Origin of the sequence: Thiocystis violacea (assembly GCF_016583565.1) — a bacterium.
GTDB classification, from domain to species: domain Bacteria; phylum Pseudomonadota; class Gammaproteobacteria; order Chromatiales; family Chromatiaceae; genus Thiorhodococcus; species Thiorhodococcus violaceus_A.
In genome coordinates this window covers 1-14,411 of record NZ_NRRF01000006.1, presented here as the reverse complement: position 1 = coordinate 14,411, position 14,411 = coordinate 1, and the positions used below count along the sequence as shown (strand labels likewise).

General features: G+C 62.6%; 16 protein-coding genes and 1 pseudogene. 9 read left to right on the top strand and 8 right to left on the bottom strand.

Annotated features, from left to right (window positions below):
• Positions 1-217 precede the first annotated feature (217 nt).
• From CKO23_RS03855 to CKO23_RS03830, 6 genes are all read left to right on the top strand, one after another.
• Positions 218-1,342, top strand: coding sequence for a hypothetical protein (locus CKO23_RS03855; RefSeq protein ID WP_200328442.1), 1,125 nt, complete (start codon positions 218-220; stop codon positions 1,340-1,342).
• 4 nt (positions 1,343-1,346) lie between these two features.
• Entirely contained in the window at positions 1,347-3,107 is a 1,761-nt protein-coding gene (locus tag CKO23_RS03850) for a sialidase family protein (protein WP_200328441.1), read from the top strand.
• 208 nt (positions 3,108-3,315) lie between these two features.
• A complete protein-coding gene (miaB, locus tag CKO23_RS03845) occupies positions 3,316-4,647 on the top strand; it encodes a tRNA (N6-isopentenyl adenosine(37)-C2)-methylthiotransferase MiaB (protein ID WP_200328440.1) in 1,332 nt (443 codons plus the stop codon).
• Between the two features lie 12 nt (positions 4,648-4,659).
• Entirely contained in the window at positions 4,660-5,658 is a 999-nt protein-coding gene (locus CKO23_RS03840; RefSeq protein WP_200328439.1) for a PhoH family protein, read from the top strand.
• Between the two features lie 8 nt (positions 5,659-5,666).
• Positions 5,667-6,161 (top strand): rRNA maturation RNase YbeY, encoded by a 495-nt coding sequence (ybeY, locus tag CKO23_RS03835; protein ID WP_200328438.1) that lies wholly within the window; start codon positions 5,667-5,669, stop codon positions 6,159-6,161.
• Positions 6,162-6,167: 6 nt separating this feature from the next.
• The gene (locus CKO23_RS03830) at positions 6,168-7,052 is read left to right on the top strand and encodes an HlyC/CorC family transporter (RefSeq protein WP_200328437.1); all 885 of its coding nucleotides are present in this window, start codon (positions 6,168-6,170) and stop codon (positions 7,050-7,052) included.
• Between the two features lie 112 nt (positions 7,053-7,164).
• On the opposite strand, the gene CKO23_RS03825 is transcribed toward CKO23_RS03830, so the two are convergent.
• Entirely contained in the window at positions 7,165-7,602 is a 438-nt protein-coding gene (locus CKO23_RS03825) for a DUF2721 domain-containing protein (RefSeq protein ID WP_200328436.1), read from the bottom strand.
• Positions 7,603-7,604: 2 nt separating this feature from the next.
• Here CKO23_RS03825 and CKO23_RS03820 point away from each other — a divergent pair, with 2 nt between their 5' ends.
• On the top strand, positions 7,605-7,901 hold the full coding sequence (locus CKO23_RS03820) for a hypothetical protein (protein WP_200328435.1): 297 nt from the start codon (positions 7,605-7,607) through the stop codon (positions 7,899-7,901).
• Between the two features lie 9 nt (positions 7,902-7,910).
• Here the strand turns inward: CKO23_RS03820 and CKO23_RS03815 are convergent, their stop codons facing one another.
• The 7 genes from CKO23_RS03815 to CKO23_RS03790 form a co-directional block, all read right to left on the bottom strand.
• Positions 7,911-8,840: an adenylate/guanylate cyclase domain-containing protein gene (locus CKO23_RS03815; protein WP_200328434.1), complete on the bottom strand. Its 930-nt coding sequence runs from the start codon at positions 8,838-8,840 to the stop codon at positions 7,911-7,913.
• Positions 8,841-8,959: 119 nt separating this feature from the next.
• On the bottom strand, positions 8,960-10,132 hold the full coding sequence (locus CKO23_RS03810; protein WP_200328433.1) for a dicarboxylate/amino acid:cation symporter: 1,173 nt from the start codon (positions 10,130-10,132) through the stop codon (positions 8,960-8,962).
• Between the two features lie 257 nt (positions 10,133-10,389).
• Positions 10,390-10,689, bottom strand: coding sequence for a HigA family addiction module antitoxin (locus CKO23_RS03805; protein WP_200328432.1), 300 nt, complete (start codon positions 10,687-10,689; stop codon positions 10,390-10,392).
• Positions 10,690-10,701: 12 nt separating this feature from the next.
• Positions 10,702-10,983 carry a type II toxin-antitoxin system RelE/ParE family toxin gene (locus CKO23_RS03800; protein ID WP_200328431.1) on the bottom strand — a complete coding sequence of 94 codons (282 nt, stop codon included), beginning with the start codon at positions 10,981-10,983 and terminating at the stop codon, positions 10,702-10,704.
• 550 nt (positions 10,984-11,533) lie between these two features.
• Entirely contained in the window at positions 11,534-11,974 is a 441-nt protein-coding gene (locus CKO23_RS03795; RefSeq protein WP_200328430.1) for a hypothetical protein, read from the bottom strand.
• Between the two features lie 159 nt (positions 11,975-12,133).
• The gene (locus CKO23_RS26870) at positions 12,134-12,298 is read right to left on the bottom strand and encodes a protein-tyrosine phosphatase family protein (RefSeq protein WP_440870560.1); all 165 of its coding nucleotides are present in this window, start codon (positions 12,296-12,298) and stop codon (positions 12,134-12,136) included.
• Positions 12,299-12,525: 227 nt separating this feature from the next.
• On the bottom strand, positions 12,526-12,960 hold the full coding sequence (locus CKO23_RS03790) for a GIY-YIG nuclease family protein (protein ID WP_200328429.1): 435 nt from the start codon (positions 12,958-12,960) through the stop codon (positions 12,526-12,528).
• A gap of 328 nt (positions 12,961-13,288) precedes the next feature.
• Between CKO23_RS03790 and CKO23_RS03785 the strand changes: the two genes are divergently transcribed.
• Together CKO23_RS03785 and CKO23_RS03780 are read left to right on the top strand one after the other, a co-directional pair.
• The gene (locus tag CKO23_RS03785; protein WP_207168419.1) at positions 13,289-13,936 is read left to right on the top strand and encodes a transposase; all 648 of its coding nucleotides are present in this window, start codon (positions 13,289-13,291) and stop codon (positions 13,934-13,936) included.
• Positions 13,937-13,980: 44 nt separating this feature from the next.
• Positions 13,981-14,411 (top strand): annotated as a pseudogene (locus CKO23_RS03780) (ISL3 family transposase); the annotation flags it as partial.

Below are 14,411 nucleotides of genomic sequence, written 5' to 3'. Positions count from 1 at the left end.
AGTCGATGCTTTATTGATCGAGATCAAGTTGGCCGAGGTGAAGCCTTGTGTTGGCGGGGTTCTCGGTGATCCGCACGAAGCGTGCTCCATGACTGTAGACGACTTGAAGATACCCGAGTTGACGCCTAGGCTGATGATGAGAGGTCTTGATGGGGAGCCCGGTCGCTTTGGCCCGACTCCCTGAGAACAGGATTCAACAACGCTGGAGGAGGCTCGTATGAAAAAGTCGATTGGTGCGCGTGGCTTTCAGACGGCGAAGGCGCTCGGCGTGACGGGCGTGGTCGCCATGACCGCCGCCGTTCAGCAGGTCGCGAACGCGGATGCAATGCTGTTCCCCGTGATGACTCGGAGTTCGGCGGTTGCGACCATCGTGTCCGTTGTGAACAAGGATCCCCAAGGGGTGGTGAATCTCAACTACTTCACCAAGTCCCCGGATCTGGCCACGCCCTGCGTGGACGAGGGCATCAAGCAGGTTGCGGCATCCGGGCGCGCCAACGACATGGTGACCTTCGATGCCTCCGGGGTCTTTCTGGCCAGCGAGGGGAGCGGGCCGCTTTTCAACGATCCACAAACCCTGGCGCCCTATGGGGCGGTGCAGTTCAGTACCAACAACACGGGCGTGGCGCGTGGATTCCTGATCGTCGACGATGGCGATACCAGCAGTGAAGGTGGAACGGGCGCCGATCTCTATGGCGAGGCGATCATGCTTGAGATCGCGGGTGGCGCGGCCTTTGGCTATCGCGCGCTGAACACAGCGCTGGATGGGCCGGTGTTGGGCAACCAGGGTGGGTTACTGGCCTTTCTCGGCGAGATCTTGGATCAGGGAATCGGTACGGGGGTCGCCGGGGTCGCCTTGCTGCCGCCGAGCGAATGGACCACGCGCTTCTTCGTCACGCCCGTCTCGGATGGGGCGGGCGGGCGCACCCAGCGCGATTGCGAAACCTGCAGCGTCAGTATCTACATTTCTCCCGATAGGGCTGGCACGCTCGCGGGCATGATTGACCGCGATACCGTGGTGCGCTCCGAGCCCTTCGCGCCCGCGCCCTTGCCGACCGCGGCCAAGAACGTGGTCTGCACGGGCGCCGTCGACATGACGGATATCCTGCCGCAGGCCGTGGTCAATCAGGTTTCCAACCAGGGCGGCTGGGGCTATGTGCAGATCCGCTCAGGCACCTCCGGGAACGTCGAGGATTCGGCCGTGGTGCTCAAGCTGGAATACAACCTGGTCGATGGCTTCGCGACCTCGACCATCTCGCCGGATGGCTCCACCAGCTTCACGGGCACGGTGAACAATGGTCTCTGGTTGCGCAACATCGGGCTCGCGGGGACGAGCCTTTTTTAGCCATATGCTGCGAACCCTGCTTGTGGCGGCGGGACTCTTGGTCTCGCCGCTTATCGTAGCGGACGCGCAGGAGTGGCGCGTCAACCCTGAAACCTTCAGCCCCAAACAGACACCCAGGCTGGCCGCGACCGCGACTGGCAAGCCCTACGTCGCCTATGGCGACGATGCGGGGCGGCTCCTGGTCCGCCACCCCGACGCCAGCATCCAGACCCTGACCGCGCCTGACGCCAAGGCCGCAGGCTTCGTGCTGGAGGCCTTCGGTGAGAACCTCTACGCCGCTTGGCTGAACGGGCAGCCGGGTGCGCCGCCAGCGATCGAGATTCGCGGTCTGCATGGGGACGCGGGCTGGTCGGACAGCGTTGCGCTCGACTCGGCGTCCCGGCCGCTGCCGCGCATCCGGCTCACGGGAGATGCCGAGGGTCAGCTCTCCGTCGTCTGGCTCGGCGATGCGCCGGATGTCGATGGAGTGGCGTCGGGCGAATCCGCTCCCGAGGCAACACCCAACTACCACCTTTATGCGCGTCGCTCCAAGGACGGCGGGCAGCGCTGGGGCGATGTCCAGCGCCTGACCGCCGGGTACGACACTGGCTTTTGGCCCGCCTTGACCATGGCGGGCGGGCGTGCGCATGTCTTCGCCGACGCCCGTCGGGGAGGCGAGACGCTGCTCGTCCACGCCCAAAGTGACGATGCGCTCGGCTGGACGCCGGCCGAGCCGGTCAAGCCGATCGGCAGCGTGCTGCTAATCGCCGCGACCGAGGTCCGGGGGGAGCCGCTGGCGGTGTGGTTTGGCGGTTATGGCAACCAGTACAGACTGGAATCGGCGGTGCGCGACGGCGACGGCTGGAAGACCTATGCCTTCCCGGGCAGCGACATCTATGACATCGGGTCCATGGATCTGAAGGCGCAGGGTGATTACGTCTACCTGGTCTTCAGCGCCCGCGGCGCGCGGCAGACGGATCAGCCGCGCAAGAATCATGTCTTCTTCACCCGCTCCACGGATGGCGGCGTCAGTTGGGAACCCATCCGCCCCTTCAGGCACTATCCGTTCGACATCACCCAGGACAACTTCCCGCAGATTGCCTTGGGGCGAGACGGGTCTGTCCTGGTCGCCTGGAACGATTACCGGAATCTGCGTGGCGATCTCTACTACAATCGCTCGACCGATCATGGGGCGACCTGGCTGGCGCAGGATCTGCCGCTCGACGCGCCTGGCGTCGCCGAGGATGTGCTCTTCCCCTTCGTCAGCAATCTGCGGCCGTCGGACACCGGCTTCTGGCAGCTGGCGGCACGTTACCGCGACGATGGCCTTGCGACGGCCGATCTCTATCTTCACGCCCTGCCGAGCGAGCCGCCGGCAGCGCCCGAGACCGGCCTGAACGACCTTGGCTCCGCTGAAAAGAAGGCCCGCCTTGAGTTGCGCGCCGCTGAATTCTGGGGCGCCCTGGTGAAGGCTGACTACGCCAGCGCCTTCGCCCTCTTCGATCCCTACTTCAGGCGCCGCATGCGTGAAGGCGACTACGTCGGCCAGTCCGGGCGGGTCAAACATCACAGTTTCAGCGTCCAGGACGCCAGGGTCGCGGGGAATCTGGCCCGAGTGGCGGTGGAGTTCAACTATGAGATCCCGCTGTTGAAGCTGCCGCGAGGCGGTACCTACAGCCGTCCGCCGACCTCGACCAGGGTCGAGGAAACCTGGATCTACATCGACGGCGACTGGTTCAAGGAGTACCGCAACGAGATCGGTGACTTCAGCTACACGCGCTATTGAGCCTTTCCTGGAAACCATGCCAGGGATGGCCGCTTCGGGGATGCGCCATGGCGCTATCCCTGGGGTTGACACTAAGCCGCTGATTCATCAGGATACGCGCCCTTGCGATCCCTGTCCGATCCTGGTTATGGGTTGACAGTCCTTCCGCCTAACCCTATCCGTCCCCACCCTGGTTATCTCGACTCACTGCCTTCGCCGGCGGACTTTCATGCCTCGTAAGCTCTACATCCAAACCTTCGGCTGCCAGATGAACGAGTACGACTCCGCCCGCATGGCGGATGCGTTGCGCGTTGGCGCCGGCCTGGAGCTGACGGACCAGCCGGAAGAGGCGGATGTGCTGTTGCTCAACACCTGCTCCGTGCGCGAGAAGGCGCAGGAGAAGGTGTTCTCCCAGCTCGGACGCTGGCGGCCGTGGAAGCTCAAGCGGCCCGAGCTGGTCATCGGCGTCGGCGGCTGTGTGGCGAGCCAGGAAGGCGAGGCGATCCGTGCCCGCGCGCCCTTCGTGGATCTGGTGTTTGGTCCCCAGACCCTGCACAGGCTGCCGCGGATGCTCAAGGATCTGGAGGCCAGCCGCCGTCCCCAGGTCGACGTCTCCTTCCCGGAGATCGAGAAGTTCGATTGTCTCCCGGCACAGAAGGCCGAGGGGCCGACGGCCTTCGTCTCGGTCATGGAAGGCTGCTCCAAGTACTGCACCTATTGCATCGTGCCCTTCACGCGCGGTGAAGAGATCAGCCGGCCCTTCGATGACGTGATCGCCGAGGTCGCGGATCTGGCCGAGCAGGGCGTGCGCGAGATCAATCTCCTGGGCCAGAACGTCAATGCCTACCGCGGCCCAATGGCCGAATCCGAGGGCGAGACCGCCGACCTGGCGCTGCTCATTCGCTATGTGGCGGCGATCGAGGGCATCGAGCGCATCCGCTTCACCACCAGCCATCCGGTCGAATTCACGGATGAGCTGATCCAGGTCTTCGCGGAGGTGCCGCAGCTGGTGAGCTTCCTGCACCTGCCGGTGCAGTCCGGCTCGGACCGCATCTTGACCGCCATGAAGCGCGGCCACACGGTTCTGGAGTATCGTTCCAAGATCCACCGTCTGCGGCAGGCGCGTCCCGACCTCTGCCTCTCCTCCGATTTCATCGTCGGCTTTCCCGGCGAGACCGAGGACGACTTCGCGGCGACGCTCGACCTGGTCGAACAGATCGGCTTCGACCACAGCTTCAGCTTCATCTACAGCCGCCGCCCAGGCACGCCGGCCGCGGACTATCCGGACGACGTCCCGCTGGCCGTCAAGAAAGCGCGCCTGGAACGACTGCAGCAGCGCATCAACACCAATGCGCAGCGTATCAGTCGCCAGATGGTCGGCACCCTGCAGCGCGTGCTGGTCGAAGGCGCGTCCCACAAGGATCCCGACCAGCTCGCCGGTCGCACCGAGAACAATCGCGTGGTCAATTTCGACGGTACTCCGGACCTCATCGGCCGGTTCGTCGACCTGACCATCTCCGAGGCCCTGCCCAACTCGCTCCGTGGGCATCTGACGCGCTGATTCGACTTCTACTTGGCCATTCAACCCCAGACTTTCGACCTCGTGCTCGAACCCGAGGACAACGCCCGGCTCGCCAACCTCTGCGGCCAGCTCGACCAGCACCTGCGGCAGTTGGAGCGCAGGCTCGGCATCGAGATCAACAATCGCGGCGTCAGCTTCCGCCTCATCGGCGAGCAGGCCTCCGTGCGCGTCGGCGAGCAGCTGCTGCGTGAGCTCTACGCCCAGGCCGCGGAGGAGGTCCTGACGCCCGAGAAGATCCATCTCTCCTTGCAGCAGGCCGGTGTGGACGCCTTGTCCGAGCAGGTCGCGGACCGTCTGCCCGAGGTCATCATCAAGACCAAGCGCGGCCTCATTCGGGCGCGTGGGCCGAATCAGCAGGAATACCTGCACGCCATCCTCAAGCACGACATCAATTTCGGTGTGGGGCCGGCGGGTACCGGCAAGACCTACCTGGCCGTCGCCTGCGCGGTCGAGGCGCTGGAGTCCGACCGCGTGCGCCGCCTGCTCTTGGTGCGCCCGGCCGTCGAGGCGGGCGAGCGGCTCGGCTTCCTGCCCGGCGACCTGGCCCAGAAGATCGACCCCTATCTGCGCCCGCTCTACGACGCGCTCTTCGAGATGCTAGGCTTCGAGAAGGTCAACAAGCTGATCGAGCGAAACGTGATCGAGGTCGCACCCCTGGCCTATATGCGTGGCCGAACGCTCAATGAATCCTTCATCATCCTGGACGAGGCTCAGAACACGACACCCGAGCAGATGAAGATGTTCCTGACACGAATCGGCTTCGGCTCGACCGCCGTCATCACGGGGGACGTCACCCAGGTCGACCTGCCGCGTGGCCAGCCCTCCGGTCTGCGCCAGGCGGTCGAGATCCTCAAGGATGTCGACGGCATCAGCTTCACCTTCTTCAGCGCGCGCGACGTGGTGCGTCACGCACTGGTTCAGCGCATCGTCAATGCCTACGACGTCTTTGAGAACCCCATCTCGGGGGAGACGCGCAAGCCCTCCAGGTGATCCGCGCGATGGCACTTGATTTGGATCTGGATCGACAGATCGCAACCGACCGCGAGGGTCTACCGACGCTCGCGCAGCTGCGCCATTGGGTCTCGGCCGCCCTTGAGGGACGCCGCGAGCGGGCCGCCTTGACGATTCGCCTCGTGGATCCCGAAGAGGGCCAGTCGCTCAACCTGCACTATCGCGGGCTGGATAAGCCGACCAATGTCCTCTCATTCCCCTTCGATCTTCCGCCGGGCGTGAGTCCGGACGACCCCATTGCCGACCTGCTCGGCGATCTCGTGATCTGCGCCGAAGTCGTGCAGCGCGAGGCACTGGAACAGGGCAAGGAGGCGAGCGCGCATTGGGCGCACATGGTCGTTCACGGTGTTTTGCATCTGCTTGATTACGATCATATTACCGACCCTGACGCCGCAGAGATGGAAGCGCTGGAAACGACCATCTTAGGCGGGTTAGGATTCCCCCCTCCCTACGAAAGCCAGGACGACCTGGAGGACTGTTGACACCTCATGACGAGCGATCGATCTAGCGAGGGCTCGCGATCACGCAACTGGCTCGAGAAGCTGGGACAGATGCTGGGTGGCGAGCCGCAGGACAAGGAGCAGCTCATCGAGCTGTTGAAGGATGCGCGGCAGCGCGAATTGTTGGACACGGACGCCCTGAGCATGATCGAAGGGGTGTTGCAGGTCTCGGATCTGCGGGTGCGGGACATCATGATTCCGCGCGCGGAGATGGTTTCGCTCAGGCGGGACGATCCGCTCGACAAGATCCTACAGATCGCCGTCAAGTCGGCGCACTCGCGCTTCCCGGTCACCGGGGACGACAAGGGCGAGGTGGTTGGCATCCTGCTCGCCAAGGACCTGCTGGCCTTCTGCATGGAGAACAGCCGACGCGCCTTCAACATCCGCGATCTCTTGCGCTCCGCCGTCTTCGTCCCCGAGAGCAAGCGGCTGAACGTGCTGCTCAAGGAGTTTCGCTCCAGCCGCAACCATATGGCGATCGTGGTCGACGAGTACGGCAACGCGGCCGGTCTGGTGACCATCGAAGACGTGCTTGAGCAGATCGTCGGCGAGATCGACGACGAGCACGACTATGACGAAGGCTCGGGGATCTTCCGCCGCGGCGACAACCTCTTCAGCGCCAAGGCGCGCACCGCCATCGAGGACTTCAACGAGTACTTCGGCAGCGACTTTTCGGACGAAGAGCTCAACACCATCGGCGGGCTGGTCGTCAACGCCTTCGGTCACCTCCCCAAGCGTGGCGAGGCCGTCGAGCTGGGTCGCTTCCGCTTCACGGTGGTGCGCGCGGACAGCCGTCGCGTGCATATGCTCAACGTCGAATGCCTGGATCCAGACGACGGGCTCAAGGTGGCGGCGGAGGACGGCGGCGCTTGAGCGCCGCTCGGCTCAGTCGCGTCGGGCCGTGATGGCGCGAGGCGCGCTCAGGGCCGAGGCAAGCGCGAACCCATCCGCTCGCCGCGGCTGAGTGCGCACTGGGGGTGCCGCTTCAGCGCTCCTTGCCGAACCTCAGCGTGGCGATGGCAAGGAAGATCTCGCGCAGGAAGAAGATGAGGGCCACGATGAAGGCCAGCATGGCCGCGATGAAGAGGGCGGCGACCAGCACGGATGCATCGAAGGTGGCGAAGGCGCCGAGGAAAAGGATGGCGATGACGCTGGAAACCAGCAAGGCCGTCAGGGTGCACAAGCTGATCGAGACGCTGATGAGCCGGGCTCGATGGGAGAGCGCTGGAAGTTCAACATCCCAGAGGCCGCTATCGTCCGCGAGACTGAGCTGCGCCTCGACCGTCCGGGCGCGGTCGACGATGCGCCCGAGCCGATTGGTCATGACGGCCAGCATGCCGCCGATGCCGGTCAGCAGGAAGACGGGCGCGACGGCCAGTTGGATGACGTGCGCCACATTGGCGATGGGTGCTTCTTCGAGCATGGGTGAGCGATCGACTCCGGGTGATGGTCTCTGCCGCCCCGCTCGCGGGGAACGTGGCCGGTGGCTTGGGCATGCTGCGCGATTCCGATCGAGGCGGCTGCCTTGGATTCTGCCCCAGAGCCAGTCTGCTTCGCCATCTGTTGTCTCCTCGTGACGTTGGCCACCGCCGGATGGATCGCGTCGCCCAGACGGGCCTGGAGCCCGGTATCGGTATCGGTATCGGTATCGAAATCGCCTCTCTTGCGGACTCTCAGCAGACCCTCATGCGCGCCTGGATGGGTGTCTTGCGCCCCTCGTGAGCTGGGTGCTCATCTGGCTGACGCCGGGTCGGCCGCGCGTTCGCAGCGGTAGCGCAGACTGAGCGGCCCCTCTGCCTCAGCGCGCCGCCCGAAGCACAGCAGGCCGCTGCCACGCAGCCAGCGCTGTTCGCGGTGGACGAGCACCGGCTCCGGTGCGTCATTCTCCAGGATCGAGGTTCCATTGGTGCTCTGGTCGATGAAGATGATGCGTCCCTTCTGATACTCCAGACGGCCATGATTTCGCGAGACGCAGTCCTCGGGGATGATGAGGTCGTTGCCCGTGTCGCGGCCGATGCTGAAGACCGGGTGCGCCGCGTCCAGCGTGAACGTCTGCGTGTCGTGGGTGAGTGCGCAGCGCACATAGTGCTCGCCCGCGGGCGAGCGCGTCACGCGCTGCGCGACCTGGGTGACGCCGGGATCCTGGCGCAGAATTTCGTAGATCTCCACCGGGTCGTCATAGCCCTTGATGCGCATCTCGTCCGCGAGACGCCGCCGGATCTCGGGCATGGCGCCCGCCGCGCTCAGCGTCGTCTGGGTCGTGAGGATCTGATCGGTCTTGGCCAGGTCCACCATCCGCTTGGCGATATGGATGGTGTCGCCGAAGAGCTGATCCTGCTCGATGAGGATGGGGCCATGGTGAAGGCCGAGGTGCATCCTGATGTTCGCGGGAAACTCCCCCGCGCGTCCCCCGGCCCTGACCGACGCCTGGATCGCGAGCGCCGCGCGGATCGCCTCGCGGGCATCCGGGAAGGTGCACATCAGCTCGTCGCCGATCCGCCCCCTCACCTGTCCACCGTGCTGCCGCACGCTCTGCGCCACCCGCGCCAGGCAGCGCTGGATCAGGTCGCGCGCGACCCTGTCGCCGAAGTCTTGGATGATGCGCGTGCTGTGGCTGATGTCCGCGAACAAGAGCGTTAGGATCTCGGCCCGCTCCGCCATGACGATTCTCGATTCCTGTTCCGTGTGACTCTAAGTCTAGAGCCTTCCTGGCGAGCATTCGCGCGATGAGACGCCCTGACTGAGCGCCACGCGCTGTTGCAAGGCGTCCGCGCCTTGCCTCACAGGCGGCGCAGATCCCTGTCGACGATGGCCGCGACGACCAAGTCCCCCCAGACGTTGATGGCCGTGATGGGATAGTCGAAGAAGCGATCGACGATGAGATAGAGCGCCAGATAGGTCTGGGGCAGGCCGAGCAGATCCAGCATGAAGGCCATCATCGCAATGCCGCCGCCCGGAATGCCGGCGGTGCCGGCCGACGAGGCCATGGTCAGCAGCACGATGAAGAGCGCCTGCAGCGGCGTCAGGTCGATGCCCGCCAGTTGGGACATGAAGATCAGCAGGATCGACTGGTAGAGCGCGGAGCCGTCCATGTTCAGCGTCGCGCCCAGGGGCAGCGTGAAGCTGGTGACGCGCTCGGCGATGCCTTGTTGCTCCAACGTTTGCTTCGAGAGGGGATAGGTCGCCGAGCTGGACGCGGTGGCAAGGGCCGTCAGCAGCGGCGCTCGACAGGCCGCGACGAAGGGCCAGGGCGAGCGTCCGGTGCGCAGGCGGTAGAGGGTCGGCAGGGCGACCAGGGCGTGCAGCACCGCCGCGAGCGTGACCGCCCAGACGAAGGAGCGCAGCTGAAAGACACCGGCCCAATCCATGTTGGCCAGACTGGCATAGACCAGGGCGGCGATGCCGATCGGCGCCAGGGCGAGCACCCCGCGCAGCAGTTGCATGAGCAGTGCATCCAGGGCGCGCGCGCCGCCGAGCAGGACATCCCGCTCGCGCTCGGCGATCCGGCGCGAGGCCAGCGCCGCGACCACGGCGATGAAGACGATGTGCAGGATGTTGCCCTCCGCCAGTGAGGCGAAGAGGTTGGTCGGAATGAAGTTGGCCACCAGACGCTCTAGGCTGAAGGCGGCGCCCGTCTGATCGACCTGTTCCAGGCTCAGGAGTCCGGCCGGCAGGTCCGAGGAGAAGCCCAGGCCGATCAGGGTTCCGAGCGTCGCGGCGACGCTGGAGGTCGCCAGGTAATAGAGCAAGGCGCGTCCACCGATGCGTCTGAGTTCGCTCCCGCCGGCGAGCGAGGCATAGATGGAGACCAGGATGAGCGGCAGGATGAGCAGCTTCAGCAGGGACAGGAAGATCTGACCGGCCCAGGCGACGTAGGGCGCGCCGGCCGGGACGATCAGCGCCAGCAGGATGCCGAGCAGCAGACCGGCGGGGATGGAATAGAAAAGGCGCATGGGGTGTCCTCGGTGTCCTACGGGTCTCTTGAGTGCTCCTGGCGCCTAGGAAGGTGTCTGAGACGGTAGAGTTTTTCAGGCAGCTTCCAAGGATCTGTCCCTCAATTGCTTCCCGCCCTTCTGGTCACGAGCTGGAGCGTCTTCACCAGACTCAACTCGCGACGTAGACGTGGACTGCGCCGCGCTTCTCTACCCCACGGACGACTGGCCCAAACGGTGATCAAGGCCGGATCCGAAACTCCTTTTCCGCGACTCGCTCACGCCGCGAGGTGCATCGGCTTGATTCGATCCAATGCATCGCCGAGCGAATCCTTCGCGCATTCCAGCTCGTAACGCTGCTGCAGGTTCATCCAAAGATCGACGGACGTTCCAAAAAAGCGCGCCAGACGCAAGGCCGATTCAGCCGTGATACCGCGCCGTTCGCGCACGATCTCGTTGATGCGTGTGGGGGTGACGCCGATGGCGCGCGCCACGGCATGACTGGAAAGTCCCAGCGGCAGCATGAATTCCTCGCGCAGGATTTCGCCAGGATGGATGGGGGGACGTTTTTCGCTCATGGCGGCCGTACCTCAATGAGAATCAACGATCTCAACATTCATTGGTCCATCGCTTGGCCAGATGAAGCACAAGCGCCACTGGTCATTGATGCGAATGCTGTGTTGGCCGGTCCGATCGCCCCGCAAGGCTTCCAGACGATTGCCCGGTGGAATGCGCAGATCGGACAGATCGCTGGCGGCGTCCAGGTAACTCAACTTGCGCCTGGCTGGCCCCTCGACATTCACGAAGCGATTTGCGCGCTGGCGTTCGAACAGGCGCTTCGTTTCCGCGCATTTGAATGACTGGATCGACATGCCTTGATCGTATATCGATAAGCGATACACTGCAACCCAGTGCGCGTCTTTGAGTGAACGTCCAAGCGAGCGATGAATTGCGCGTGTTCAGCAATAAATCAGTCCCCTTTTCCGTCCGATATGCTGGCTCCCACGCTCCAGCGTGGGAGCACGGCCGGACGCTCTGCGTCCCGCGCTCGATCGCCCGCTGGCTCAACGGATCATCAGTCTTGGTCGGCAGCTGGACCGGGTGGACGGGCGCGAGCGAAGTCAACCAAACCCCGCGCCGTTGTTGGTGGACCGCACCGCGCTTCTCTACCCCACGGACGACTGGCCGGAACGACGATCGACGCCGAGTATTGAGTTGGTGCCGAGGGCCTTGGTCATTGGTTGGACCGGTAGGGTGGACGAGCGAGAGCGAAGTCCACCGACCCCCGCGCCGTTGTTGGTGGACTGCGCTGCGCTTGTCCACCGAAGACGACTGGTCCGAAGGACGATCGACGCCGCGCCGAGTATTGGGTTGTTGAGTGGCTGCTCAAGCCGGCGATTTATTCCGCGTGTCGGAAATCGATCAGTCCCCTCGTTCCTGATCGTCACAGGGATCGACGCGATAGTGCAGATCGCTGGAGAAGCGGACGCGCTGTCCGTCCAACCGGAAGGCCGCGCGCAGCGCCTCCCAAACCGGAGCGCTTGCTTCCCGCGCTGGCTGGGTATCGGCGAAGAGGGTCTCATCCATGTAGACGAGGACGGTCGGCGTCGCCGTGTCGAAGATCCGCCGTCCGCGCGGCACCTCCTCGTATTCCAATCTGCTCAGGATCGGCAACTCCGCCTTGTGACGCGCGACGATGCGCGGCCACATCGCGACATGAGCCTCGGGGCTGTCGCCCTTGGTGCCGCGCGTGTCGGCCCGTTCCAGCGGAACCGCACTCGCCATCGGCCGGTTTTGGTAGAGCCAGAAGATGCCAACCCGACACTCGGTGGAGCCGCTTCGCGTGCTGTCTGCCGGGCTCATCGAATACGCCATCCGTGCGCTGCTCTTCAGGGGCTAGGACAGGCCGCGTGCAGCCCGTAGGCAGGGACGCGGGCGATCTGTGCGGAGGTCTCGGGACGGAAATCGTGCGTTTCTCGCAGACCGCTTGCACGGCCGCCTCCGGGCTCAGGTCGGCCTCGATCAGGAGGCAGCTGAAACGAGACCCGTGTGCCCGATGCCCCCCGCGCAGTGAACGACCAGAGGCTCGCCGCTCAGGATGTCCCGGTAGAGTCGTGAGATGAGCGTTGTCATGGCGTCTGACTCGGGCAGACCGTGATCCTGGATCGGGAAGCGCTCAAAGGCGATGCCGCGCTAGCCGAAAAGGGTCGGCTCGGGATCCAGGTGCAGGGCGGTTTGCTCTCCAGCTTCCAACAGCCTTGGTGAGTGGATGTCCACGCGATCGATGAATTCTGCGTGTTCAAAAATAAATCCGTCCCCTTTTCTAGATGGGCATGTTAGGCGATTGAAATGATTTAATTCCATAGCCTGGAAATTAAATCGAACCTGACCCCTGTAACTCTGTAACCCATGCCCTATCTTATCCCCCTAGTATTGTCATAGGGCTGTAAGCGATCAATAAGATAATCTTCTAACGCAACTGGAGATACAATGTGTTTTTGGCTTTTCTCTATTGGAATGGTTGCGACATAACACGGTTTTCTTGACCAACCCGGATGGACAATTTTGCATACATCGGTACCCTTAAAATAGGTGTACAGCCGACTTCCAAAAGTGCTGTCGGTTTTGCCAATATACATCAACTCTAGATCTTCATCGAAAATCAAGTAGACGCCCGGTTTATCTTGATGTGGATATTGGTCATTATCCCATCTGCCACAAATAGCAATATCATCTCTTGCCGTATCAGGAAATAGTGCATAATAATCACTTATATCTAATTCGGGCAAACCTCTCTGCATACCTAAATAGTCTTCAATTGCGTTTTTAGCATCATGCAAGGTCGCCATGTCGAAATACCTATAAACAAGAAGATGAGACAATATTGCTGTCTGCGCCTTTACGTATTCTAACGTCACCCATAAGCCGGGCCATACTGCGCCACTACAGCACCAAAGGATTGCTTTGAGGGCGATGCGCAGTATGGCCTCGGCTTTATGGGCGTGTTAGGTGATTTCTTCGCGTCAGTCACCCGCGCGGGCTTCTAGAGTTAAGTAAACTGTCCCCGGAATTACTGGAGGCGGGCTCTCCCGGATCTCCTGGGGTTGTGATATCTTATAAAACAGCGGCTTGAGAGCCAGTTCTCGTCAAAACCCAATTCGAACGCTGTTGATTATGATGCTTGACAAAGAGACCATCCGGGTGCTGTTGAACCTACCCGATATCGCCATTGATCGGATTGTGGTGGAAGGGGCCAGAACGCTCAAGATCTTTGTTCATAGCATCCTGGAAGGCACGCACTGTCACCGTTGCGGAAAGCCCATTGATCATCCTTACGGGTTGAGTCAAGAGATAACGCTGCGCCATGTGTCCTTGGGTGAATACACCATTTTGATTGTCTTGCGCCCCAAGCGCTACCAATGCGACGACTGCGAAGGGCGTCCGACGACGAGCCAAACGCTGTCGTGGTATACGCCACGCGCCTCGGTGACGAAGGGCTTCGAGGATCAGATGCTGCTAGAACTGATCAACAGTACGCTCGAGGATGTGAGCCGCAAGCAGGGCATCGGTGTCGATGCGCTACAGGGTATCCTGGATCGGCGCATTGATCCTGAGATCGATTGGAGTGCCATTGAGACCCTGGAGGTCATGGGCATCGACGAGATTTCCTTGAAGAAAGGTCATCGTGATTTCGTGGCTGTCATCAGTGCCTACGTGAACGACCAGCTGCGTGTCATCGGCCTCCTCGCCGAGCGCACGAAGGCGGCGGTTAAAGGCTCTCCCGGATCTCCTGGGGTTGTGATATCTTATAAAACAGTGGCTTGAGAGCCAGTTCCCGTCAAAACCCAATTCGAACGCTGTTGATTATGATGCTTGACAAAGAGACCATCCGGGTGCTGTTGAACCTACCCGATATCGCCATTGATCGGATTGTGGTGGAAGGGGCCAGAACGCTCAAGATCTTTGTTCATAGCATCCTGGAAGGCACGCACTGTCACCGTTGCGGAAAGCCCATTGATCATCCTTACGGGTTGAGTCAAGAGATAACGCTGCGCCATGTGTCCTTGGGTGAATACACCATTTTGATTGTCTTGCGCCCCAAGCGCTACCAATGCGACGACTGCGAAGGGCGTCCGACGACGAGCCAAACGCTGTCGTGGTATACGCCACGCGCCTCGGTGACGAAGGGCTTCGAGGATCAGATGCTGCTAGAACTGATCAACAGTACGCTCGAGGATGTGAGCCGCAAGCAGGGCATCGGTGTCGATGCGCTACAGGGTATCCTGGATCGGCGCATTGA

Excerpts from the sequence above, each read along its gene's own strand:
- CKO23_RS03785 (WP_207168419.1), top strand. The coding sequence starts at position 13,289 with ATGCTTGACAAAGAGACCATCCGGGTGCTGTTGAACCTACCCGATATC.
- CKO23_RS03790 (WP_200328429.1), bottom strand. The coding sequence starts at position 12,960 with ATGGCGACCTTGCATGATGCTAAAAACGCAATTGAAGACTATTTAGGT.
- CKO23_RS03825 (WP_200328436.1), bottom strand. The coding sequence starts at position 7,602 with ATGCTCGAAGAAGCACCCATCGCCAATGTGGCGCACGTCATCCAACTG.
- CKO23_RS03815 (WP_200328434.1), bottom strand. The coding sequence starts at position 8,840 with ATGGCGGAGCGGGCCGAGATCCTAACGCTCTTGTTCGCGGACATCAGC.
- CKO23_RS03805 (WP_200328432.1), bottom strand. The coding sequence starts at position 10,689 with ATGAGCGAAAAACGTCCCCCCATCCATCCTGGCGAAATCCTGCGCGAG.
- miaB (WP_200328440.1), top strand. The coding sequence starts at position 3,316 with ATGCCTCGTAAGCTCTACATCCAAACCTTCGGCTGCCAGATGAACGAG.
- CKO23_RS03830 (WP_200328437.1), top strand. The coding sequence starts at position 6,168 with ATGACGAGCGATCGATCTAGCGAGGGCTCGCGATCACGCAACTGGCTC.
- CKO23_RS03855 (WP_200328442.1), top strand. The coding sequence starts at position 218 with ATGAAAAAGTCGATTGGTGCGCGTGGCTTTCAGACGGCGAAGGCGCTC.
- CKO23_RS03810 (WP_200328433.1), bottom strand. The coding sequence starts at position 10,132 with ATGCGCCTTTTCTATTCCATCCCCGCCGGTCTGCTGCTCGGCATCCTG.
- CKO23_RS03850 (WP_200328441.1), top strand. The coding sequence starts at position 1,347 with ATGCTGCGAACCCTGCTTGTGGCGGCGGGACTCTTGGTCTCGCCGCTT.
- CKO23_RS03795 (WP_200328430.1), bottom strand. The coding sequence starts at position 11,974 with ATGAGCCCGGCAGACAGCACGCGAAGCGGCTCCACCGAGTGTCGGGTT.
- ybeY (WP_200328438.1), top strand. The coding sequence starts at position 5,667 with ATGGCACTTGATTTGGATCTGGATCGACAGATCGCAACCGACCGCGAG.
- CKO23_RS03800 (WP_200328431.1), bottom strand. The coding sequence starts at position 10,983 with ATGTCGATCCAGTCATTCAAATGCGCGGAAACGAAGCGCCTGTTCGAA.